The sequence below is a fragment of the Desulfatibacillum alkenivorans DSM 16219 genome (assembly GCF_900142135.1).
GTDB classification, from domain to species: Bacteria; Desulfobacterota; Desulfobacteria; order Desulfobacterales; family Desulfatibacillaceae; genus Desulfatibacillum; species Desulfatibacillum alkenivorans.
Map to the genome: position 1 here is coordinate 33,837 of NZ_FQZU01000012.1, position 24,050 is coordinate 57,886.

General features: G+C 55.2%; 23 protein-coding genes. 20 read left to right on the forward strand and 3 right to left on the reverse strand.

Annotation, left to right across the window (positions count from 1 at the left end):
- The first annotated feature begins 2 nt into the window (after positions 1-2).
- The 3 genes from BUE18_RS11585 to BUE18_RS11595 are packed head-to-tail and all read left to right on the forward strand — an operon-like array spanning position 3 to position 3,917.
- On the forward strand, positions 3-1,088 hold the full coding sequence (locus tag BUE18_RS11585; RefSeq protein WP_073475833.1) for a mechanosensitive ion channel family protein: 1,086 nt from the start codon (positions 3-5) through the stop codon (positions 1,086-1,088).
- A gap of 2 nt (positions 1,089-1,090) precedes the next feature.
- A complete protein-coding gene (locus BUE18_RS11590) occupies positions 1,091-1,894 on the forward strand; it encodes a formate dehydrogenase accessory sulfurtransferase FdhD (RefSeq protein ID WP_073475835.1) in 804 nt (267 codons plus the stop codon).
- 37 nt (positions 1,895-1,931) lie between these two features.
- Complete coding sequence (locus BUE18_RS11595) at positions 1,932-3,917, forward strand: tetratricopeptide repeat protein (RefSeq protein ID WP_073475837.1); 1,986 nt, start codon at positions 1,932-1,934, stop codon at positions 3,915-3,917.
- Positions 3,918-4,088: 171 nt separating this feature from the next.
- Here BUE18_RS11595 and BUE18_RS11600 read toward each other — a convergent pair whose 3' ends face one another.
- The 3 genes from BUE18_RS11600 to BUE18_RS11620 all read right to left on the reverse strand — a co-directional run bounded on the left by BUE18_RS11600 (position 4,089) and on the right by BUE18_RS11620 (position 6,636).
- Positions 4,089-4,514, reverse strand: coding sequence for a hypothetical protein (locus BUE18_RS11600; RefSeq protein ID WP_073475838.1), 426 nt, complete (start codon positions 4,512-4,514; stop codon positions 4,089-4,091).
- Between the two features lie 3 nt (positions 4,515-4,517).
- Positions 4,518-5,261 carry a hypothetical protein gene (locus BUE18_RS11605; protein ID WP_073475840.1) on the reverse strand — a complete coding sequence of 248 codons (744 nt, stop codon included), beginning with the start codon at positions 5,259-5,261 and terminating at the stop codon, positions 4,518-4,520.
- Positions 5,262-6,153: 892 nt separating this feature from the next.
- Positions 6,154-6,636, reverse strand: a complete 483-nt coding sequence (locus BUE18_RS11620) for a peroxiredoxin (protein WP_073475845.1) — start codon at positions 6,634-6,636, stop codon at positions 6,154-6,156.
- A gap of 472 nt (positions 6,637-7,108) precedes the next feature.
- Between BUE18_RS11620 and BUE18_RS11625 the strand changes: the two genes are divergently transcribed.
- From BUE18_RS11625 to BUE18_RS11710, 17 genes are all read left to right on the forward strand, one after another.
- Positions 7,109-7,354 (forward strand): hypothetical protein, encoded by a 246-nt coding sequence (locus BUE18_RS11625; RefSeq protein WP_073475847.1) that lies wholly within the window; start codon positions 7,109-7,111, stop codon positions 7,352-7,354.
- Positions 7,355-8,314 carry a glycyl-radical enzyme activating protein gene (locus BUE18_RS11630; protein WP_073475849.1) on the forward strand — a complete coding sequence of 320 codons (960 nt, stop codon included), beginning with the start codon at positions 7,355-7,357 and terminating at the stop codon, positions 8,312-8,314.
- Positions 8,301-9,263, forward strand: a complete 963-nt coding sequence (locus BUE18_RS11635; RefSeq protein ID WP_139264698.1) for a glycyl-radical enzyme activating protein — start codon at positions 8,301-8,303, stop codon at positions 9,261-9,263. Before BUE18_RS11630 ends, BUE18_RS11635 begins: the two co-directional genes overlap by 14 nt.
- A gap of 52 nt (positions 9,264-9,315) precedes the next feature.
- Positions 9,316-9,675 (forward strand): hypothetical protein, encoded by a 360-nt coding sequence (locus BUE18_RS11640; RefSeq protein ID WP_073475851.1) that lies wholly within the window; start codon positions 9,316-9,318, stop codon positions 9,673-9,675.
- Between the two features lie 380 nt (positions 9,676-10,055).
- Positions 10,056-12,557, forward strand: a complete 2,502-nt coding sequence (locus tag BUE18_RS11645) for a pyruvate formate lyase family protein (RefSeq protein ID WP_073475853.1) — start codon at positions 10,056-10,058, stop codon at positions 12,555-12,557.
- 120 nt (positions 12,558-12,677) lie between these two features.
- Positions 12,678-12,842, forward strand: a complete 165-nt coding sequence (locus BUE18_RS11650; RefSeq protein ID WP_073475855.1) for a benzylsuccinate synthase gamma subunit family protein — start codon at positions 12,678-12,680, stop codon at positions 12,840-12,842.
- 15 nt (positions 12,843-12,857) lie between these two features.
- Positions 12,858-13,079 (forward strand): hypothetical protein, encoded by a 222-nt coding sequence (locus tag BUE18_RS11655; RefSeq protein WP_073475857.1) that lies wholly within the window; start codon positions 12,858-12,860, stop codon positions 13,077-13,079.
- A 625-nt stretch (positions 13,080-13,704) separates the two neighbouring features.
- Positions 13,705-14,043, forward strand: coding sequence for a hypothetical protein (locus tag BUE18_RS11660; protein ID WP_028315764.1), 339 nt, complete (start codon positions 13,705-13,707; stop codon positions 14,041-14,043).
- Between the two features lie 15 nt (positions 14,044-14,058).
- Positions 14,059-14,907, forward strand: coding sequence for an AAA family ATPase (locus tag BUE18_RS11665; RefSeq protein ID WP_073475858.1), 849 nt, complete (start codon positions 14,059-14,061; stop codon positions 14,905-14,907).
- Positions 14,882-16,612 (forward strand): vWA domain-containing protein, encoded by a 1,731-nt coding sequence (locus BUE18_RS11670; protein WP_073475860.1) that lies wholly within the window; start codon positions 14,882-14,884, stop codon positions 16,610-16,612. Before BUE18_RS11665 ends, BUE18_RS11670 begins: the two co-directional genes overlap by 26 nt.
- A gap of 27 nt (positions 16,613-16,639) precedes the next feature.
- The gene (locus BUE18_RS11675) at positions 16,640-17,050 is read left to right on the forward strand and encodes a hypothetical protein (protein ID WP_083610959.1); all 411 of its coding nucleotides are present in this window, start codon (positions 16,640-16,642) and stop codon (positions 17,048-17,050) included.
- Positions 17,051-17,053: 3 nt separating this feature from the next.
- Entirely contained in the window at positions 17,054-17,527 is a 474-nt protein-coding gene (locus BUE18_RS11680) for an FKBP-type peptidyl-prolyl cis-trans isomerase (protein WP_073475862.1), read from the forward strand.
- A 32-nt stretch (positions 17,528-17,559) separates the two neighbouring features.
- Positions 17,560-18,357, forward strand: coding sequence for an enoyl-CoA hydratase/isomerase family protein (locus BUE18_RS11685; protein ID WP_073475864.1), 798 nt, complete (start codon positions 17,560-17,562; stop codon positions 18,355-18,357).
- Positions 18,358-18,374: 17 nt separating this feature from the next.
- Entirely contained in the window at positions 18,375-19,328 is a 954-nt protein-coding gene (locus tag BUE18_RS11690) for an NAD(P)H-dependent flavin oxidoreductase (RefSeq protein ID WP_073475866.1), read from the forward strand.
- Between the two features lie 782 nt (positions 19,329-20,110).
- Positions 20,111-21,595, forward strand: coding sequence for a cache domain-containing protein (locus tag BUE18_RS11700; RefSeq protein WP_139264699.1), 1,485 nt, complete (start codon positions 20,111-20,113; stop codon positions 21,593-21,595).
- An 89-nt stretch (positions 21,596-21,684) separates the two neighbouring features.
- A complete protein-coding gene (locus BUE18_RS11705) occupies positions 21,685-22,992 on the forward strand; it encodes a TRAP transporter large permease (RefSeq protein ID WP_083610960.1) in 1,308 nt (435 codons plus the stop codon).
- Between the two features lie 47 nt (positions 22,993-23,039).
- Positions 23,040-23,939, forward strand: coding sequence for a TRAP transporter TatT component family protein (locus BUE18_RS11710; RefSeq protein WP_073475872.1), 900 nt, complete (start codon positions 23,040-23,042; stop codon positions 23,937-23,939).
- Positions 23,940-24,050: the final 111 nt, after the last annotated feature.

The window sequence follows — 24,050 nt, forward strand, 5'->3', positions numbered from 1 at the left end:
AAATGGAATTCTGGAATAGAATCAACGAGATGCTTGCAGAGCTGGTCAACGAACACTCCATCTGGCAAAGCGCGGCCATGCGGGCCGCCGCCGGCGTTTTAGGCTCCCTTATTTTGTGGATGATCTTTCGCAAGGTGGTGAAAATAGTCTTCGCGCGGCTGGAAAAATATGAGTTTATCCAGTCCAATCAAAAGGTGTTGTCAGCCACCCGCCAAGCCTTGTTTTACGGGCTCATCCTGGCCACGGGCATGTACCTCATCGAGGTTTTGGGCCTTGAGGCGGTGAAAAATCCCTTTTTCGCTATCATGATCGTTTTTTTTGCAGCCCCGGGCAAAAAAATCATCTACCTTTCCGTGACCTATCTGGAAAGCCGCATCGCCGGAAAAACCGAAACCAAGCTCGATGACATCGTCTTTGACATCACCAAGCGCTTTGGCGGTGTGCTGATATATGTGGCCGCCATTATATTCGCCCTGGACCGCATCGGCATCAACGTCATGCCCATCATCGCAGGCGCCAGCGTCATGGGGGTGGCCGTGGGCTTTGCAGCCAAGGACACCCTGTCCAACTTCATCGCAGGCGTGCTGCTACTGATAGACCGGCCCTTTGAAGTGGGGGACCGTATCGAGGTCTGGACCTCTCCCAGAAACAGCGCCACCTGGGGCGATGTGATGGAAATCGGCATGCGGGCCACCAAAATCCAGACCACGGACAACATCACCATCGTCATTCCAAACAACGAAATCATGACCCGGGACATCATCAATTACACCTCCGGGTCCGAAGGCATCCGGGTGCGCATCAATATGGGCGTCGCCTACGACGCCGACATAGCCAAAGCCAAGTCCCTGATCATCAACGTGGCCAATCAGTTGGATTGGGTCTCCAAAGACCCCGCGCCGGTGGTCGTGGTGGTCAATTACGGCGAATCCTCCGTGGATCTGCAGGTGCGGGTTTGGATAGACGACGCCCGCAAGCGCATTCACACCATTTCGTATATCACGGACAAGGTCAAAGAGGAGTTTGACAAGCACGGGGTGGAAATTCCCTTTCCCAGGCGGGACATCATCATCAGGCAGGGGAACTGAGCATGGAGCATTTCAAAAGGACCTTCTCCATCCCCCGGCTGGACCCCGGGAAATCCTCCCGCGAGGACTTGGACCTTATCCGGGAAATGCCCCTGACCGTTTCCGTGAACGGCCTGGTCCTGGCGGCAACCATGCGGACTCCCGGACTGGAAAAGGCCCAGGCCGCCGGCCTTTGCCTGGGGGACGGCATTTTGGCGAGCCGGGAGGATCTTTTGGGCTTCCAAGGAGACGCCTCGGAAAAAAGCGCGCATGTTCAGGTTCGGGTTTCCCGGGAGGCTTTTCAAAGAGCCCAAAACCTGGCTGAGGAACGGGGCAAAGACCAGCCTTTTCCGCCCGGCGCAACCGACGAGGATATTGCGGACCTGCTAAGCTCCCAAATCGCCCCGTTTACCACGGACCAGCCCCTGGTGGACCGGCTTAAGGCCCATGAACACGCCCAGGCCATATGGAGCAAGCAGCACATCCACCATATCACCCGAAGCGCCCACGCCTCCTTTGTTTTCGACCGCAGCCTGAATCCGTTAAGCATGGCCGAAGACGTGGGCAGGCACAACGCCCTGGACAAAGCCCTGGGCGCGGTTTTTCTGGATGGCAAGGCGGCTCAGGCGGAAGTGGTCATTGTAAGCTGCCGCATGAACAAGGACGTGGTTCGAAAATGCGCCAACGCCCGCATTCCCGTGGTGTTTTCCATATCCCGGCCCACCACGACGGCAGTCCTCATGGCCCGCAAATTGAACATGACCCTGGCCCTGTCCACCCGGGACGGCGGGGTGTACGTATTTTCCGGCCGGGAGCGCATCGGCTGACAGCCTGCTCATACTATTTCTGAAACGGATTATAATTATGCGACTTTTCCCAATCGGGCTTTTCAAGGCGGACGGCCAAAAGGCCGTCCTGAAAGCGGGCCTCGCAATGGCGGCGGTTTGCATCCTGGCGGCGCTGTTAAACGCCGGCTGCATCCCCAAAGACAAGATGCTGGCCCAGGCCTACTCGGACAGCGCCAGAGTGGCGCTTCAGGACCCGGCGGCCATGGATCAGGCCATTGAAGATCTTAGCGCCGCTGCAAAACTTTCCCCGGATAACGCCATGCTCCTGTTCCAGAGAGGGGGCGCCTACGCCCGGACGGGGGATCACGAGCAGGCCGTCCAGGATTTCACCCAAGCCATTAACATGATCAGCCGCTTTCCGGCGGCTTACGTCCAGCGTGCGAAAAGCTACGCCGCCTTGGGAGATTATGAAAAAGCCCGGGCGGATTTTGACGTTGCGGTCGCCCTGCTGCCGGATCAGGCCTGGCCCTACAGGGAGATCGCCGGTTTTTGCAGCCAGCGGGAGAATTACGGTGAAGCTGTGACGTACTACCTGAAGGCTTTGGAAATGGACCCGGACAACGCGGGGCTCATGTGCCTCATGGGCAAGGCTCAGGCCGACGCGGGATATCCCGAAAAAGGGATTCAAACCTGCCTCAACGCCGCTAAAATCGACCCCCAAAGCGCCGAGCCGTACCTGACCATGGGGTTGATCTACTCCAAGCAGGGAGACCATTATGCGGCCATTGAGCAGTATACCAAGGCCATGGACATTAACCCCGGCTCCAACCAGGCCCTGGGCAGAAGAGCCCTGGCCTACTCTGCGGCGGAGGAGTTTGACAAGGCCCTGGCGGACGCCCAAAAGGTTGTAGCGGAGGACCCTGACCAGGCTTTGGGCTATTACTACCTGGGCTCCATATACACGCAAAAAAATGAGCCGGAAAAGGCTTATGAGAGTTATACAAAGGCCCTGGAATGCACCCCCAATGAGCCGGCGCTGTACCTGGGGCGCGCCCATGCGGCCCGTTTGGCCGGCGACTATGATCTGGCTTTGAAAAACGCCGGCGAGGCCATCGCCCTCTATCCGGGAAAAGACTCCCTGTATTTTGAAAGAGGGAATATTTACGAGGTCATGGGGCAAAAGCCAAAGGCCCTGGAAGACTATCTTAAAACCGTGGCGTTAAATCCCCAATCCGTGCAGGGGCATTACAGGCTCGGCGTTAACTACGCCCAGAGTGCGGCCAACCAAAAGGCCTATGAACACCTTTCCAAAGCCATTGAATTTAACGAAAATCATGTGATGGCCTACGCCTGGAGAGCCATAATCAACGCCCGCCTGGGAAAGAAAGCGGAAAGCGTCGGCGACATTAAAAAGGCCCTGGCGCTGAGATCGGACAGCCCCCTGGTGCTTTATTTCACGGGAACCGCTTACGGCCTGCTGAAAATGCCGGAGGCCGCGATCAGGCTGTTGGACAAAGCCGTTCAACTCAATCCGGAATACGCCCTGGCCTATATGGAAAGGGGCAAGGCTCACGTGCAGTTGCGCCAATACCAGGCTGCGGTCCGGGATTTGGAAAAAGCTGTGCAATACAAGCCGGATTTGTGCGGGGCGAATTTACAGGCTGCATACGCGGCTCGCTATATGGGCGACGACCGCGGAACCGTGGATTGGCTGTCAAGGTGTCTGGAATGCCAACCCGGCATGGAGGAGCCTTCCAGGCTCCTGGCCTGGGTTCTTTCCGTCAGCTTTGACGATCAGGTGCGGGACGGCGCCCGGGCATTGGAAATCGCACAAAGCCTTGTGAATAAAAAGAAGCCCGCTTCTTACCTGGAAACCCTCGCAGCAGCCCTGGCCGAGACCGGCGACTTTCAACAAGCCATCGCCATCCAGCAACGCGCCCTGGAGAAAGTCAGGGCCGGTGATCAAACCGGAGGCGCCGACATGGAGCAACGCCTGGAATTTTATCAAAACGAAAAGCCCTGGCGGGAAAGAGTTGGGATTCGTCCCGGCGAAACCGAGTAGAACGCAAAGGATGGGGCTGCCAACCCGTCATTCCCGAAATGACGTCAAAAATGAGATAAGGCTAATGACTTTTTGAGAGAGGCCCCATGAATCCTGTCTGAGCGCTAAGTTAAAAACTTAAGGACGTCCCCAAAAATGCATTTTCGTATTTATGAGGTTGTGCAAAAAATGTCATTGGATAAAATCCTTCTGTAGATTATGTATTTTTAATCGTATTTCAATTACAGTTTCCTCCATTTCCTTTAGCTTTTCTTCACTTTTTCTTAGTTTATTTCTTAATTCATTGAGGATATCGTCCTGTGAGTCGGAAATTCTTTCTACTTCTGAGTTTGTCTTAGAAGCAAGAGTCTTTTGTTCAATTGAAACATTCCTGATTTGTGACTGGGCGGCCTGTATAAGCGTTGTATTATTCTGAATTTCTGTCCCTAAAGACCTGACCTCTCTTTCAATTCTACTTAGGTTTGACCTTAGTGGATTGATTTCTCCGTACATTTGTCTTTGCAATTTTTGTAAGTCAGAAGATGAAGTGCACCCCACTGATGTCACGCAGATAATAAGCATTGAAAAAACAAGTGTCTTTATGTATGGTCTTTTCATAGTCTATCCTCCCACAAGTTGCTTTCGGAACTTCAGTTCTGTTACTTGCTCAGAAACATCGTAAGACAAACACTTAACATAAATGTCTTCTAAATCAGATAAATCTGCCTTTAGATATCCTTCTTTCGATGCCTTGCCAGAAACTTGAAAATGTAATAATTGATCTATTGAAAGAAGGTAACAAGAGTCTCCAAATTTTTCACTAACGAGAGATGATTGAGTAAGTCGTGGTATGGCACCTGTAAATTTGATAACAGGTCCTTTTTTTGTAATTTTTGTGATTTTCATAAAAAGAGAGGCGCTTGGTAATTTAAAGTGCACTCTATCTCCTGTGGAAAGTTTGACTTCCTGCCATGACGTTTCGATAGATGGCCCTTCGTATGTAAGCCCCCCAGTACTGGTTGCTTTATAATATCTCCTATTTAGAGAATTATATTCTTCCTGAAGGCTATTGAACTCCTTTTTTATCTCTTTATGCTGTTTATTGAAGTCCTTTTCTATTTGTTCCTTTTGTTTATTGAAGTCCGAATTTAACTGTCCGATTTTATTATTGAGTAAGGATATTTCTTTTTCAAGTGAAGAAACTTTGGATTTTGCATTATGCCATTTGTGGCGATAGTCTTCACATAAAATTGTTTTTTCATCAAGTTTCTCTGTATAAAATTTATAAACTGAACTCCCACCGAGTAATGCTGAAATGATCGCTGAAAAAATCATAACAAGCGTTCTTGCCTTAAGTTCTTCCATAGAGAAGTCCTCGACCCATGCATAGTTTTTATCTGCTTATTCCATTTTTGCTTAGGGCTTGGGTCTAAGTAGCCCCAGACTGTAAATTTTACTAGTGGGTGACGATAAGGATACACTAGTGGGTGACGATAAGGATACACTAGTGGGTGACGATAAGGATACACACGTTAATATAAATATTTCAAGCCCTTTTTTGCCACATATTCGATGTTTTAATGAAATCAAGTATTTTCAAGTCTTATGTGAGTACCCATATACACCGCAATCTTATAATGTTATGAAAAATTCCAAATACACCAGTTTGATAGAGGGTGGGAATTTCAGCCTGGCTATTTTTTTGTTGGGAAACAAGGGGACGTCCCTTACTAAGGGACTAACTTTATATAACTTTGAAATCATGGATGAATTTTGAGCTATAATTCCAGATTGACTGAGGTTCATTATGCTCAAGGTTCCCGTCAGGGGCATGATTGACAAACTCTAAAATCCTCCGGCCGGGGCGAAAGCGCCAAGCCTCATCGTCTCGGCCGTCTATTTCCATTGGAACATTTCCCCGTATTCAATCTGGCAGGATACTGTTCTGCTAGCGCCGCCCAAGGTTTGGGAACCCAACCCCTACGCGGGCGCAGCAAGCGGCGGTCGACACAGGCGGGAAAATGGGCAGGCCAAAGGAGCTATTCAGGCCGATTAAGCCCGTCATCCCCGCGCAGGCGGGGACCCAGCGTCGTTGTAGTTTTAAAAGGCCAGTGACGCTGGATTCCCGACAGAAGCATTCGGGAATGACAAACCCAGCAACGCCCTTGCGCGCAGCGCACTTTAAAAAGTTTTTGATCGAACTTTTTTCAAAAAGTTCGCCGCCGGAGGCACTTTTTCTGTTTTTCAGATCCTAAAATCACACCGCCTTCACCAAGGCGTCCAACACCTTTTGGGCGTGGCCGGCCGCCTTGCCCACCCGGCCCCAGGCTGTGTGGATTGTTCCTTTGGGGTCGATCAGGAAAGTGGATCGCACCACGCCCATGCTTTCCTTGCCGTACATTTTCTTCAACCGCCAGGCGCCGTATTTTTCCAGGACCTCCTTGTCCGGGTCGGACAGCAGCGTCACCCCCAGGCTGTGCTTGTCCGTGAATTTTTTATGGGAGGCCGTGGAGTCCTTGCTCACCCCGATCACCGCCGCTCCGTGCTTTTCAAATTCCGGCAACAGACCCGTAAACTCCAGGGCTTCGGTGGTGCATCCTGATGTGTTGTCCCTGGGGTAAAAGTACAAGACCGCCCACTTGCCCGCAAAATCCTTCAGGCAGACCTCGTTTTCGTTTCCGTCCTTCAGGCAAAAATCAGGCGCTTTGTCTCCCGCCTGGGGGATGTTGTCGTCAGCCATGGCTTATCCTTTCCGTTAGGTGATATTCACTTTGAGCCCCATTTATCGGGAAAACCATACTGACAATAATGGGGCTGAAAACCGTTCTTGTCAAAACCAGGCTGGATAGGGGCGGGCGCGTTCTATGGTGCGGGAATTACGGGGAAATCGCCTCCTTAAAAAGGTTTTGCAAAAGGCCCTAAAGTTCTGAAAAATATGGATTCATCCCGAAACTTTTTGGTATGTCCCTAATAATTTAAAAGCCTCTCATCTCTTAAGGATGTTAAAATCTGGTGTTTTTCAAGTATCTGGTGTATAAGGACATGGACGTAGAAACTAAGATGCTAATATCCTGCAACTATTTGTTGGGCACAAAGCAGATTGATAATTACGGATCATAGCTTGTGAAAATACCCTGATGCAAAGTGGGTATATTATTGAGTTTTCATCCAATTACGTTGACAACCTGATTTTGCGGAGCGGACGACTTCCTATGGAACTCACGTGCAGCCATTGCGGGCATACGGGCGACAAAGTGGACTTCCGGTTCTTGAATCACGCGGACTCCGCCGGGGTGCAGTGCTTTCGGCAATGCCCCCAATGCCACGGCGCCGTGTATTGCGAGGAAATGGAAGAAGCCGAGGCCTATTGCGGGGGCTCGGTCTGGGGAACCTCCGGGCTGCGGGGAAGGGTTTTCACCCGGCCGCGGCCCCAAAAGGAAAGAGAGCGGGAGGGATAAATGGCCGAAACCTGTCTGATTACGGAAATTCAACGCTTTGCGGTAAACGACGGGCCCGGGATTCGCACCAACGTCTTTTTAAAAGGCTGCCCGCTGAAATGCGCCTGGTGCCACAACCCCGAGACTATCAGCGCCAAACCCCAGGTCTTTTGGAAAAAGCGCCTTTGCGTCCAGTGCGGCGCCTGCATGGACGCCTGCCCCACGGGAGCGGTTCAGCCGCCCATCGACCCGGTGCTGTCCCGGGCCGAAGGCTCGGATTATTACAAGATCGACCTGGCCCGGTGCGATGGCTGCCTGAACTGCGTGGACGCCTGCCCTTACGGCGCCCTGGAGATCACGGGCCAGGCCATGACCGTGGAGGAAATTCTGGATGAAGTGGAGTCGGACCGGCCCTTTTACGAAAACTCCGGCGGAGGCGTGACCCTGTCCGGCGGCGAGCCCACGGCCCATCCGGAATTCGCCGGAAAGATATTGGCCGGGGCGAAAGCCCGGGGCTTGCACACCTGTCTGGACACCAACGGCCATTGCTCCTGGAGCGTTCTGGAAAGCCTGCTGAAGCACACGGACGTGGTGCTTTTCGACCTCAAGCACACGGACCCGGAGAAGCATAAGGAATGGACCGGCGTGGACAACGCCCTGATCAAGGAGAATCTGGCGCTCCTGGTAAAAAACCGGGTGGAGACCTGGGTGCGCATTCCCGTGATCCCCGGCTTTAACGACGCCATTCAGGATCATAAGGCCGCGGCCCTGTTTCTGTCCGAACTTCCCGGCCGCATCGCCCGGGTGGACTTGCTGCCTTACCACAACTGGTGCCAGGACAAATACGGATGGCTGGGCCGGAGCTGGTCTCTGTGGCAAACCGAGGCCATGGAGCCTTCCTTGCTGGAAATTCCCAGGGAGCTTTACGAAATGAGCGGCCTGGAAGCCACCATCGGCGGCTCCGGGTTTGAAGGAGCATAGAACCGGTTTGAAGGCGCCAGGAAAAACAATCGGAATAGTCAACGACATCCAGCGCATGTCCACCAACGACGGTCCTGGATTTCGCACCACCGTATTTTTGAAGGGGTGCCTGCTGGACTGCAAATGGTGCCACAACCCGGAAGGGCGGCGCCGTTTTCCCGAGGTCATTCCCTTTTACACCAATTGCATCGGGTGCGGAGACTGCCTGGAAGCCTGCGCCGCCGGCGCCCTGTCTCTCAATGACGACGCCAAGCCAATGATCGACCGGGCCTTGTGCACGGACTGCTTTCAATGCGCCCGGACATGCACCCATTCCGGCCTGGTTCCCTGGGGAGCCATCCAAACCGCCGCCGAGGTCATGCAAGAGGTGTTTGCCGACGAACCCTTTTTTCGCCATTCCGGCGGAGGCCTCACCGTTTCCGGGGGCGAGCCCATGGCTCAGCCCGGATTCGTCCACGCCCTTTTTAGCCTGGCCAAAGAGGGCGCCGAAGAAGGCAGGCCCATCCATACGGCCCTGGACACCTGCGGCCACGCCCCATGGGAGGATTACGCCCGGGTGCTGCCCCTGGCCGACCTGGTGCTTTTGGACCTGAAGCACATGGACCCCCAACCCCACAAAGCCTATACGGGCGCGACGAACAAGCTGATCCTGGACAACGCCCAAAAGATGGCTGAGGCCGGCGCCGTCATGCGCATTCGGGTTCCCATCATACCGGGAGTGAACGACAACCAGGAAAACTGGACCGCCACGGCCAAATTCGCGGCGAGTCTGGACGACGCGGTCCAGGGCGTAGACCTTCTGCCCTATCACCCCTACGCCGGAAGCAAATACAGGGCCTTTGGCATGGAATACGACTTTCCCGCGGGCGAAGGCTACGACGACGCCCGCCTGGAGCCGGTGATCGATCTGTTTTTGGAGCATGTTTACGAAGTAACCATTGGCGGTTAGCCTGTCCCATAAAGGCGGCGCCTTTCATCGTCTTGACCAAGGAGGAAAAAGGATGTCTCGAAGAAGTCAGTGGAAACAGGTGGCGAACGGCATGTTGGGCGACGTCAGCAAAGCCCGGACCGTGGAGGAACGGGAGAACGTCCCGGAAAAGGCCTGCGGTTTTTGCAGGAATTTCTCCGAAAACGCCTACGCATCGGACGGCCGCGGCTACTGTAAAAAGCTCAAGGTCGGCTCGGACATCAAAGCGGTTCCGCCGGTCTACGTCATGGAGGGCGAGGCCAGCTACACCGTCCTGTTCAACTCCGACGGCGGCAAGTGCGAACACTACACCCGCCAGGCCCTCATCGACACCAGCGGAAGCGAGGTGAACGACCCCAGTTACCGCAGGGCTCATCGCCAGTTGAAAAAGTAGGGCGCGCCTGCGGCCCGCCCTTATTTCGCCGGGGCGCCTGCAGCGGATTGTCCGGACGGCCCCGGCCTTGGAGGCTGCGGCCGTCCGTCGGTGAATCTTGGCCCCGTATTTATCTTTGCCTTTATAATTAATAATTCAGTTAATTTCGAATTTTACATGTAAAATTATTTGCTGTAAAATTGGGCTATTGATATCCTTCTATTTTAGAAATTAGTGTTAAATTTTTGATAAAAATTTGTCTAAATTGCGCCTAATAATATCTTTTATCAATTATGGATGGTAATTTTTACGTCATCTGTGCTAATAGGATGGTATCATCATCAGGGGAACCGTTTTTCCGGAAGTAATGCCAGCAAACGCCAAGAGTGAAAGGAAAGACCATGACTGCAGAACCCGCAAAGTTGGACGTGAGTCTCCAAGAACATGAAGAGAAACAGGAATGGTGGTGGATCGCGGAAAAAAAGCGCTCCAAAAGGCTGGACTATTTGAGGAAGGCCGTGTGGAAAAAAGGGGCTTTGGGCGGCAACTACGCCCCTGGAATCAAAGTGGACCTGGAAGGTCCCAAGCTGTTTACGGACATGTGGAAGTGGTGGAAATTCGACCCCATCATCATGCGCAGGGCCAAAGCACTGGCCCATGTTTTTGACAATATTCCCATTTTTATTACGGATCATTCCCAACTCGTGGGGTACTGGGGCAGCGCTCCCCATACCATCAGCTGGCGCGTGGACGGCGCGTCCATCGTCAACGAGGAACTGTACAACGAACCCGGCATCATGCCCGAGCCTGAAGAGGAATCCCTCCGCAAAGTGGCCGAGATCAACGATTACTGGGCCGGTCAGACCGCCGTGGACAAGGTGGCCCGCATTCTGGACCCGGAAGACGCGGTGAAGTTCCTCTCCGGCGCCATCGGCTGGGGCGCCCCGACCTCCGCATACGGCTATTCGGGCAAGAACTACGAATATTACCTTAAGGGCGAGCGCGGCTTTGAAGACATCATCGCCGACATTGAAGATCACATCGCCGAAGCCGAAGAAAAAACCATCGGCGTCCCCGGCCCGGACATCCTGCACATTTACGATCGCATCCAGAACTGGGAAGCCATGATCCTCGTGCTGGAAGCGGCCATCCGGTTCGCCAAACGCTACGCCCGTCTTGCCAGGACCATGGCCGAGCACCTGGAAACCGACGAAAAGCGCAAGGAAGAACTCCTGCGCATCGCCGAAACCTGCGAGCGGGTTCCGGCCAAGGCCCCGCGGAACTTGCAGGAATCCTTCCAAATGGATTTGCTGATCCAGACCATGTCGCGCTTTGAAGCCAGCGAGGGCGCCTGGCCTGCAAGACCCGACTACTACCACGGGCCCTTTTACGAAAAAGACGTTCTCCAGGACAAAAGCCTGACCGAAGAGGAAGCCACGGACCTTATCGGCGAATTCATGATCCGCGCATACGAAGTGGGCGGCTTCGGCCCCCGTTGGGCTCGTGAAGGCATGCAGGGCATCACCGGCACCTGGGTCTGGACCATCGGCGGCGTCAAGCCCGACGGCTCGGACGCATGCAACGCCCTGACCACCGCCTTCCTGCGCACCGCGCGCCTGATCCGGGTGTCCAATCCCACCTTCGCCTTCAGGTGGCATCCCAAAGTCTCCGACGAGGTCATGCGGGAATGCTTTGAGTGCATCCGCCACGGCCTGGGCTATCCGTCCTTCCGCAACGACCCCATTTTGGTGGCCAACTGCATGAACTGGCACGGCCACCCGGTGGAGGAAGCCCGCACCTGGGTGCATCAGGCCTGCATGAGCCCGTGCCCCACCACCAAAAACGGCGTCCAGCCCTTCCGCATGGCGTCCGCCACGGCCAATTGCGCCAAGATGGTGGAATACGCCCTGCACAACGGCTACGACCACGTGGTGGGCATGCAAATGGGCCCCCAGACCGGGGACGCCCGCACCTTTACGGATTTCGAGCAGCTCTTCGACGCCTGGACCCAGCAGATGCAGTGGCTGTTGAGCCTCCTGGTCCGCACTGTCAACCTGGGCCGGTACAAGGACCCCGAATTCTACGGCAGGCCCTTCCTCTCCGGCATCACCGAGCGCGCCGTGGAAAGGGGCATCGACGCAGTCAGCCCCGAAGGCGAACGCGGCAACTGCTGGATCACCGCTTTCACCTGGGTGGAAAACGCCGACTCCCTGGCCGCCGTCAAAAAGCTGGTGTTCGACGATAAAAAATACACCATGGATCAGTTGATCACAGCCCTGGAAACCAATTGGGACGGCTACGAGCAAATGCGCCTGGACTTCGTCAATAAAGCGCCCAAATGGGGCAACGACGACGACTACGTGGACGACATCATGCTCCGGTGCCTGCGCACCATGGCCAAGCACAGCAAGGTCATGCGCTGCACCTCCAACAACACCTGGCCGGCCGCTCCCCAGAACGTCTCCGGCAACATCCACTACTCCTCCGTAGTGGGCGCCCTGCCCAACGGCAGAAGACTGGGCGACGCCCTGTACGACGGCGGCATCTCCCCCGGTCCGGGCCTGGATAAAAAAGGCCCCACAGCCGTGTTGAAGTCCTGCGGCAAGATCGACCACGTGGCGGACGGCAGGGCCTTTTTGCTGAACCAGCGCCTTTCCCCCACCCAGATGGCCGGCGAGAAAGGGTATCAGCTCTGGCGGGCCTATATGCGCACCTGGGCCGACCTGGGCCTGGACCACATCCAGTTTAACATGGTCTCGGACAAAACCCTCCGGGCCGCCCAGAAAGACCCGGAAAAATACCAGGAGGTGATCGTGCGGGTGGCGGGCTACAGCGCCCATTTTGTGGATATCTCCCGCAAAACCCAGGACAACATCATCCAGAGGACGATCCAGGGCATTTAAGGATAATCCACGCCCTCCCGGCCCGTGGGCCGGAACCCGGCCTCTCAAAAACGCAGGGAAAAAGGCCCTGCCTTTTCCCCTGCAATCCGGGCCAGGGCGTTATGAAAGGAGAATGATCTAATGAGCACATGCAGCGATTGCAAAAGTTTTTTCCCGCGTGAAGATGAACCCGGCAAGGGCGATTGCGTCCGGCGCGTGGTGGACCCCAGGCAGGCCTACTACACCACCAGGCCCAAGAACCCCGAGGAAGACGCCTCCGGTTGCGGCGAGTTCCGGAAAAGATAGAAAGGAAAACGCAATATGAAATGCCCGGAATGCTCTTATGAAGCTCCCGTTCCTGAATTCAGGTATTTATATAATGTGCGCATTGATGCGCCCCTGACCCTGCGCCAGTGCCCCCAGTGCCAGGCGTGGCTGTCCGTGGACGAACTGGCCGGAGAATCCACCGGAAAGGTGGAAGCCGGCGACGCCCCCTGGGGCAAGTCCGCAGGCATCGAAAGAGACCTGGAAGAAGCCGTATAAAGCAAACTTAAGCGGCGATTGAGATTTCCCGGGACATGAACTCATCTCCCCGGCAGTCACACAACGCCTTGAGCAAGACATCGGAGATAAGTATCGTGTCCCCGTGAAATCGTTCCCTCCAACTACTGGTTTAGGTACGATTTCGAGGGACACGATACTGATTTCATCCGTTTTCACAGGCAGTTTTTTTGGTCTTGCAGAAATCAGTTCATGTCCCTGAAATCTCAGGCTGCCGCCGCATCCCTTCACGGGGATGAAGAAGATCGGCGGCGGCTTTAATCGACTTTGGCTTCAAGCGCCCTTTTACGCAACGCCTTCTGAAAAAGACCGTCATCCCCGCAAGGGCGATCCGTTTTTTCAGGATCGCACGAAAGCGGGGACCCAGTGTCTTTAAGAACATGAGGCAGAGGCTGTTATCGGCTTTTCAACAGACGGGCGCCGAAGGCCTTCGAATAAGAGCAACCAAGCATCAACTCCCCCATGGGGCGCAGCAGCATGAATCCGGACAACACGTCATATCAAACAGTCCGGGACACCCCGGAATCCCGCCCCCGCCCGGCGCGCTGCCGCTCTGCATCCCGCATAAAATTGCATCATCAAAAATATTGGAATCCAGGAGGATTGTATGGAATTCACATGCCATCAGTGCGGCTATAAGGACGACCACGAGGAGTTTAAGTATCTTTGCCGGAACGGTTGCGTGGCCTGCGGAGAATCGGACCTCCGCGAATGCCCCAAGTGCGGCGCCCAGGTTATGTTCTCCCGGGCCCTGGCCTTGGAGACCGAAGACGTGCGCATGCGCGAGTTGTGCCAGGAATTGTCCGAAATTCCCAAGTCCGAGGATCCTGCCGTCCAGCAAAAAGCCATGGAAATCATCGGCAGCCTCAGGCGTATGAACGAACGCTGGAACATCCCCCAATTGAACGATTTTATCAAGCAGCGCTCCAGGGAGTTGTTTTTTTAAAGGAAGGGAGAAAGAATGGCCGAAACGGAACACGGATTGGAAATCCCCCAGCGGGAGGAGCATTTTTTCCTGCCCCAAGACATCATCGACAACCTGGGAAGGATCGAAGCCCTGTCCCAACGGCATCCGGTCAACATTTTGGTCGCCGGCAAGCAAGGGTGCGGCAAATCCACCATGGTGCGCCAGTTCGCCGCCAACAACAACCGCGCGTTGGCAACCTTCCAGATAGGCATTCTCTCCGAGCCGGGCCAGCTGTTCGGCGAGCACCGCTTGAAAGACGGCGAAACCTATTACCAGCAATTTTTGTTTCCCCAGGCCATTCAGACGCCGGGATGCGTCATCCATCTGGAGGAAATCAACCGGCCCGAGCATCCCAAAGCCTTGAACATGCTTTTTTCCGTGCTGTCCCAGGACCGCCAGGTCTGGACCGACGAACTGGGGCTGATCAAAGTCGCTCCCGGCGTGGTGTTTTTCGCCACATTGAACGAAGGCGAGGAGTTTGTGGGAACCGAAATGCTGGATGCGGCCTTGCGGGACCGCTTTTACGTCACCCTCATGGACTATTTGACTCCCGAGGTGGAAACCGATGTTTTGCACCTTAAGACCGGCATTGACCAGGGCGACGCCCAGACCATCGTCAACATAGCCGGCCAGTTGCGGAAAAACACCCAGGAGCCGGTCACCGTGTCCACACGCCACACCTTGATGATCGCCGAAATGGTCGCCGTGGGCGCCACGGTGCGCGAGGCTTTCGCCAACAGCCTGCAGGTGAGCCGGGACATCCTGGAATCCGTGCTCCTTTCCCTGCATTTGGAGATGAACATGACGGAAAGGTCCCATGGAAGCCGATACGAAAAATATTGATTTCACGCCGGCTTCGGCCTCGGACCCGGAGGAGGAAGATGGCCTTTCTTCCTTTTGGCGAAAAAACGTTTCCGGCCTGGAATCCGTGGAACTGGCCAACATCCTGCGGGCGCTCCGCAAGGTGGCGGGGCATATGGGGCCAAACGTGGGCCGGATCGAATACACGGGCATGGCCCACGGATCCGCCGCGTCCATCATCATCGACCCCGAGGTGGTCATGGGCGAATATCCGGCGCCGCCCCATAAGGTGGATTACCTCACGGGCCTGGTGGTGCATGAAGCCCTGCACAAAATCGAGTGGTCGGAAAAAGTGTGGAAAACGCTCGCCCCGGATTTCTCCGCCATGCCCGGCTTTTCCAGGATCGCCTTTCAAAAAATAATCCATACCGGCGAGGACGTTTACGTGGACCGCCTGGCCGACCGCTCCATCCTGGGCCGGTACGCAGCCCGCACCCGCAGCCGGGCCATGGACGAGGCGCAAGCCCGGCTGAGCGCCGAAAAGCCCACTTTGGAGCATTTGATCCATCTGTGGTGGGCCTCGTCCTGGTCCCCCCAAATATTCGAGCGCGCTGCAGATTCTTACCTGCCCGCCCTGAAAATTCTTCAAAATTTAACCGCCTCCCTGGAATCCCTGCCTGACCGGACTGCAAGCATCATCAAACGCTGCCAGGGCAGGGCGGACCTGTACAAAGCCGCCTGGAAAAACCTGGAACCGGAGGTGAAAGGCCTTTCCATCCAGGACAAGCGCTTGATCTGGCTGCCCGATTCGGCGGTTTCCGTCCATCAGGACGAGGACTCAGGCGCCCCGGCGCCCTCGCCGCGCAAAGGGCTGAACAACGCCCTCATGCGCGATATTGAAACCAACCTGGCCCAAAGCTCCGCAGACATCACGCCCATCATCCGATCCATCGTGGGGCCGGACAACCCGGACGTGGCGCCCATCTCCCGCTGGGACTTCAACATGGCCGCCCATCCGGTGATCGACCGGAAAACCGTGGGCAGGCTTAAAGCCGTCTTCGCCAATTACGCCGACCGGAAAAAAATCATGAGCCGGGGCCTGACCGGAGGCCGCGTGGACGGCCGCAAGCTGTACCGCGCGCCCATCAACGGCCGGTGCTTCAGGCAGACGGATTCCATCCCCTCCATGGACTGGAACGTCACCCTTTTGCTGGACGCCACGGGCAGCATGCGGGGCGGCAAATGGCGCATGGTGGAGAACACCGTAGGCGCCATGCACAAGGCCCTGGCCGGCTTTCAAAACCGCCTGGGCGCCTGGGCCTATTTTGAAATGGACGGCATCTGCATGATGTCCCGGCTGCTTTCCGGCCGCAACCTGTTGTCCGTGCCCCCCAGCGGCCAGACCGCCTCGGGCCAGGCCATCATTGCGGCGGCTTATTTCATGCCCAAGGACAAGCGCCGCAAGCTCTTGATCCACGTTACGGACGGGCAATCCAATTTTGGGGTGGATGTATCGTGCGGGATAGATTATTGTAGGCAGCAAAACATCAACCTGGTTACAATCGGATGCGGGGTTAAGGATCGGGCCAAGATGGAGGAGCAGTACGGAAGGACCATTCAGTTTGTGAGTCATTTCGGACAGCTTCCCATGGCCATGGAAAAGCTGTTAAAATGGTCATTTTTATACGGCGACGGAAAAAAACTCACTGCGGAGGCCCGCTTGCGCAGGCTTTTCGCAACGGACTAACTCCCTATAATTTCAAGGAGGACAGCCATGCTGGTAAGTGAAACCGTAGCAAAATTCCTGGAATCCCCGGACAGGACCAATGTGCTTGCCACCGCCAACGCCAAAGGCAAGGTCAATGCCGCGACTTTCGGCTCCCCCATGCTGGTGGACGGCAATAAGATACGCATGATGCTGGGGGATAACCGGACTTACGACAATTTATGCCAGAACCCCTCGGCCGCCCTTTTCATATCCATGCACGGCAAGACGGGCATGCAGATGGAAGGCTGCCGCCTGTACTTAAAGGTGCTGGACATGGAGGACGAAGGCCCGGAATTTGATGAAGTGAAAAGCGAAATCAAAAAGCGCATCGGCGATGCCGCCGAGATGCTCAAGCATTTGATCAAATTTGAAGTTACGGAAACCCGGCCCATTGTGGATTTCGGACAGGGCGTCTGATCCATGGAGATTGGCGAAAACACCGAGGTCACCCTCCAGTTTTCCATCAAGGACCAGAAGGGCGAAGTCCTGAACGACATCTATGAATACACGCCGTACCGGTTTGTATTCGACGAAGCCCCCAAAGATCAGTACCCCGGCCTGGAAAAAGGGGTGAAAGGCATGGCGCCGGGCCAGACCCGCATGTTTACGGTTCCGGCCGAAAGCGCCTTTGGCGAACGCGACAAGTCCCTGGTGGAGCGAATCCGGTCTGACGAATTGCCCAAAGGCTCCGTGGTCGTGGGCAATATGGTCAGGAAACTCTCGGAAACCGGCAAAGCCTCCAAACCTTATACGGTCACAGGATTTATCGGCGATTGGGTGTACCTGGACCAGAACCATCCCTGGGCGGGCAAGGATTTGTATTACACGGTGCGCATCATGGCCGTGGCGCCGGTCCCGGAAAAGAAGGACAAAGTCACCCCCATACGGCAGTAACCCCATTATCCCCCGGAAAGGAAGACAAGTTCATGCCTCAGGAAAATCTGCTGGCGGAAATCAGGGACCACGTGGGCGTCCTGACCTTTAACCGTCCGGAAAAGGGCAACTCCCTCACCCCGGAAATGCTCATTCGCGTGCACACGACCCTGGAGGAATGGGCCAAAGGCCCGGACGTGCGGTGCGTGCTTTTCACCGGAGGCCAGGGCAAATCCTTTTCCACCGGATACGACATTTCCGCCATTCCCACCAGCGTCTCCAAGGAAGAAGAGTCCTTGCTTAAGGAAAACAATCCCGTGGAGCTGGCGTTTCGCACCATCAAAAATTTTCCCTATCCCACCCTGGCGGCCTGGAACGGATACTGCTTCGGCGCGGCCCTCAACCTTTCCGTGTGCTGCGACATGCGGGTGTCCGTGGACGACGCGAAGTTCGGCATGCCTCCGGCCAAGCTGGGGGTGGTCTATCATGCGGAAGGCCTGCAGCAATTCGTGGAAGCCCTGGGCATGAGCGTCACCCGGGAGTTGTTCATGACCGCCGCGACCTACACGGCCCTGGAAGCCAGGGAGTTGGGCGTGGTCAGCCGCTTATATCCCCGGGAGATCTTTCATGAAGAGGTTGCAAAGCTGGCCCAATCCATTGCAGACAACGCGCCCATCGCCTTAAAAAACAACAAGGCTGTTTTGAACATGCTGGCCGGCGGGGTTGAATTGACACCCGGGCAAAAGGCCCTGGCCGAACAGCTTCAGGCCGAAGGCTTCGCCAGCGAGGACTTGAAGGAAGGGCAGGCTGCTTTTTTGGAAAAGCGCAAGCCCGTGTTTAAAGGCAGATAATGTGATATAGGAGAAACATGTCCCACCCCCCCAAAAAAAATCCTGTTTCCGCTATCTTAGGAACCCAATACCCCATTATGCTGGGGGCCATGCGATTGATTACCCACGCCAAGCTGGCGGCCGCGGTTTCCAACGCCGGAGGCTTCGGCCTGATCGCCGCCTCCGGCATGGACGTGGAAACCATGCGCAGAGTCCTGGGCGAGGCCCAAACCCTGACGGACAAGCCCCTTGGCATCAACGCGCCCATATACAGGCCCAATGCGCCGGAGCTTATCCAAGCGGCGGCGGAGATGGGCGTAAAAACCATCAACACCTCGGGCGGGAATCCAGCCAAAATCATCAAAGTGGTGAAAGATAACGGGCTGAAGATCGTGCACAAGGTATCCTCCCTGACCATGGCCTTAAAGGCTCAGGAAGCCGGAGTGGACGCGGTCACCGCCATGGGCTTTGAGGCCGGAGGCCACGTTGGCCGGGAGCACGTGACCACCCTGTGCCTGGTTCCCCAGCTTGTGGATCATCTGGACATTCCGGTCATCGCAGCGGGCGGCATTGCAGACGCCAGAGGCGCGGCCGCAGCCTTCGCCCTGGGCGCTTTGGGCGTGGAAATGGGCACCCGGTTCGCCGCCTGCACCGAAAGCGAGGCTCCCCTGTTTTACAAACAAAGCCTGGCCAACGCCGACTGCGAAGCCACTTTAATCATGGGCAAGAAAGCCATGCCTGTCAGGGTGCTGAAAAACGCGGCGACAAACCGAATTGCAGGCGCGGAAAATGAAGAGGAAAACCCGTCAGGCGCAAAACCCGCTCAGCCCATTTATGTGATGAGCGGAGGGGACGCCCAAACCGCCGTCATGCCGTGCGGCCAGACAGCCGGGCTTATCAGGGGGGAAAAAAGCGTTCGGGAGATCATTGAGGAGATTACGGAGGGAATTCGGCGAATCGCCGGAAAAATGGAGGATGATTTTTTTCTTTAGCCTGGGAAAGGGAGAAGGAATTTGGGGAAAGCCCGGTTTTAAATGGTATAAATATGATTTCAGGCCGGAGGCGGTTTTTCTGCAAAAAATAAAAATTGTACACTTGTTGAGTCTTGTCCTGATTTTTAAACTATGTTATACCGTGTACGGCTTCAGGCAAATCCATACGCAGCCGGCCTTGAATCAAGGGTCAACCAAAGCGGCGAAACCACGAAGGTCTTAATCAGGATTTGTTCAAAAGCCGTCTGATGGAGTATAAACAGGGGGGGGGCTACATGGGGATGTTAGCGACTTCATCACAAAGCGCCGATCATTTAAAGATCAACCAACTGCGCGATTTGGTTTTTTTCGGGCGCTGATAATATTGCTATAGAAAAAAGCGCGGTTGTAAGGCAGCCCTTCCTTTTATTGAATTCCCGGATTATTTCAGCAAGCGTCCCATGCGTTCGGACCGGCCTTGGGTTTGTGCGTTCGGACCTGGTTTTTGCATCAACAGCGGGTGGAGCAAGAGTGGACTGGCCTTTTACCATTCTCAAAATCACTGGTCTTGTAAAAAGACGCTCAACCGAATCTCTATGCCTGCAGGCCGGCTTTTTGGGCGGTTTTCTATCCGGCTTAAAGGCGCCGGTGCGGGGTTTTTTCACCTGGCAACCGGTTTTCTACTAGGCGGGAAAGCGCAATAATTGGCCCGGTTCGGGGCGATCACCATAAAGCATTGCGACAAGGCGGGCAATCGGCCGCCGGTTGTATTTCGTTCAGCAAAGATAAAGGAGAAGGACAACATGGAGTGGTCTAATAAATGGGCTCCCAGGTTCAATGAGATCCTGCCGGCCGGGCTCCTGATCATTTTTGGAGTCGCGGTGATGACGGCTGTGCTGGTTTATTCCATCTGCAGCATGCAAGTCAGGCAGGCGGAGACGGGGCTCAATTTCGCCGTTCAAAATGCTGCGGAAAGAATTTCGGACTGGATAGAGGGGCACCTGGGCGAGTTAGGGCTTGTGGCGGCGGACCAAACCTTTATCGCCCTTTCCGAGGGCGGCGATCAAAACGAGCAGGCGGTCCAGGAAGTCTCCAACTCGCTGCAGGCGGTCACCAAGGATATAAAGGAATACCGGGCGGCCTTGCTGCTGAACAATGCCGGGGAAATCGTAGCCGCCGGCGATGACAAAACGGACATGACCGTCAATTTGGCCGGGGACGCGGATTTTCAAAAGGCGCTGGAAGGCAAGCCGGTGGTATCCAGCGTTTTCCAGAGCGGACGCTACCCGGTTTTTTACCTGATGCAGCCCGTTTACAAAGAGAGGGACAAACGGGGCAAGGTGGATCAAACCCCGGAAAACACCGTGGGCGTTCTGGCCGTCACCGTGGATATGAACAAGCTGGTCAAACGCTTTATCAAGGGCTTACGCTCCGGCGAGGAGGGGGAGGCCTATATGATCGATTCCACGGGCCTGGTGATCGGCTCCACCGAAAAAGACGCAATCCTGGAAGTCAATGTCAACGACCTGGGCTACGGCTCCCTTATCTTAAAGGACAGAAACGGCCTCACGGCTTTTGCGGCTAATGAAACTCCCATGGCTGCAGCCTTTCACACCGTGGGAGACTGGGGCTGGAAGCTGGTTGTGGAGCAAAACTCCGACGACCTGTACGAAAGAGCCCAGGGCACCCGCAGGGACATTCTCCTGGCGGGCGTTGTGCTGGCCGTGTTTCTGTTCTTCGCCGTCTGGTACATCATCAACAAAGAAGCGTCCGTGGAATGCATGGCCAACATCCATAAAAGCATGATCTACGTGGAAAAGATCGCCCTGATCATTCTCTTGTTCACCATGATCTTCATGCAGTTCGGCCAGGTTATCGCCAGAAACATCTTCCAGACCGGCATCATGTGGGTGGATGAGGTGCTGCGGGTGGAGGTGCTTTGGGTGGCCTTTCTGGGAGCGGGCCTTGCCGCGGAATACAACAGGCATATCAAGATTGACGTGCTCTCCCATCTCCTGGGGGACAGCAAAGCCAGCAAAATCCTGGACGTTTGCGCACAGGTCTTCGCTCTGATCGCCTGCGCATTGTTGTTCAACGCCGCAGTGACTTATATCGAATCGGAAGCCAAATATCCCGCCTTCACCCTGGTGGACACGGACTTCCTGAAAGTTCCCGACCATTTCTTTCGCTTGGTCATTCCCTATTTCTTCCTGGTTATGAGCGCCCGGTGCATTATCAATATTCGCCGTATTATCCTGGGCGGCTATACCAGAACCATTGAGCCCTGATTATAGGGGCATAGGGAAGCTGAGGCGCGGTTGAACGCAATCATGAGCAAGTTTGAAATGGATACATTGAATCGGATAAGCGGGGAATCATGGAACAAATTTTAACCGTTTTTTTAGTCGTGATTTTTATCGCCGCCATTCTTGTGGGGGCGCCTTTGTTCACCATCATCGGCGGCGCCGCGGTGGTTTTGTTCATGCTGGTGGCCCACGAAAGCACGGCGGCCATTATCATTGAAATGGGCCGCCTTGCCAACGCCCCAGGCATCATAGCCATTCCATTGTTTATTTTCGCCGGGTACATGTTTGCGGAAAGCAAGGCCTCCAACCGGCTTATCCGTATGTCCAACGCCCTCATGGGCTGGGTGCCCGGCGGTCTGGCTGCGGTGACGGTCATCGTGTCCTCGGTGTTTACGGCCCTCACCGGCGCCTCGGGCATCACCATCATCGCCTGCGGCGGCATCCTGCTGCCCGCCCTGATCAAAGACGGCTTTGACCGGGATTTCTCCCTGGGCATTGTCACGGCTTCGGGAAGCTCAGGCGTGCTTTTCGCCCCCAGCCTTCCCATCATCATCTACGGCATGATCGCTCAGGTGGACATCACGGAATTGTTTATCGCCACCGCCATTCCCGGCCTGCTCATCGTCTTTTGCCTGGCCGGCTACGGCATTATGTACGGCGCCCGGAACAGCATTCCCACCACCAAGTTCTCCTTTAAGAAGATCCTGGAAAGCATCTGGGAGACCAAGTGGGAAATTCCTCTGCCCTTTGTGGTCATCGGCGGCATTTACGGCGGGTTTATCACCCCGGGCGAGGCCGCCTCGGCCGCGGTGGTGTGCGCCCTGTTCTCCGAGGTGATTATCTACCGCGAGATTTCCTGGAAGCATTTGCTGAAAATCGCCGTGGACTCCATGATCACCGTGGGCGCCTTGCTGGCTGTTTTGGGCACGGCATTGGGTTTCACCAACTTTTTGGTGGACCAGGAAGTGCCCCAAAGGATCATGCAATGGGTGCAGGTGATCATCCACAGCAAGATCGCCTTCCTGGTGGCCTTGAACGCCTTCCTGCTGGTGGTGGGATGCGTGATGGACATCTTTTCAGCCATCGTGGTTGTGGTGCCCCTCATTGCTCCGGTGGCGGCCAAGTTCGGCGTCGACCCCATCCATCTGGGCGTCATCTTCCTGGCCAACCTGGAGTTGGGATACCTGACCCCGCCTGTTGGAATTAACCTGTTTATTGCTTCATTACGGTTTGACGTTTCCGTAATGCGTCTGTATAGGGTGGTATTACCCTTCCTGCTGGTATTGTTGATTGCCCTAATCGCAATCAGTTACTTCCCGCAATTGAGCCTCTTCCTGGGCGATTTGTTGGGACATAAGACGGAAATGCTGACAATTTAATATTGCCTGGAACACAATAGGGACTTTTTAAAGAGGAGAATATAGGCATGAAAATCACAAGGCTTAAAGGGTTCAAACTTTTGTTGACCATCGTTCTGGCGCTGGCCATCATGACCGGCTCAGGATGCGTCAAAACCGCCGTTAAAACCGGAGTGCATTTGTCCGCCGTGCCTGTCATGGACTTGATGATGGAATCGCTTTTGGACTCCCCCAGCTCCACGCTCCTTAAAGACGGCATGGCCAGCAACGTGCTGCTCGTTACGGCCCTGGCCGAAATGGACCCGAAAAATCAGGGCCTTCTCTCCAAGACCTGTTTTCTTTACACCTCTTACGGCATGATGGTGGAGGACGAGGATCCCGCTTACGCTGTGGAGCTTTACTCCATCGCCAAGGAATACGGCATGCGCTCCCTTATGACCGACAAAAAGTTCGCCAAGGGGCTGGAGGAAGGCAAAAAAATTCCTGAATTGACGCCTCTCCTCGGCAAAAAATACATGGAAGCCCTGTGCTGGACCGGTCTGGCCTACGGCCTGTATCTCATGCAGAACATGGACGATCCCATGGCGCTCATGGATATGCCCGACTGCGTCGCCATGGTGCAAAGGTCCATGGAATTGGACGACCATTATATGTTCGGCGTCGGCAAAGCCTTTATGGGCGGCTACTACGCCATGCTGCCCGAGTTCCTGGGCCTGGGCGGCGGACCTGACGCTTCCGCGGCCATGTTCGAGGAAGCCAGGGAGGTTTCCGGCGGCAAGTTCCTGCTGGTGGACGTGTTCGAAGCCAGGTTCCTTTCCACTTACGTGGACGACCGGGACCGCTTTGAAAGCCTGCTGAACAGCGTGCTGGAGGCGGATTCCTCCGCGCTGTCCGGGGGAGAGGGCTTGAACGACCTGGCCAAGGCCAAAGCCAAGTACTACCTCTCCATTGAGGATACTCTGTTTTAATAGACATCCTTACGCCGTAAATCCGAATCAACCCGGTGCGCATGGTCTGAGCCAAGCAAAGGGCCATGCGCACCGTTCGGCATTCAGAAATGTTTTAAAAAAGGCCTCTTT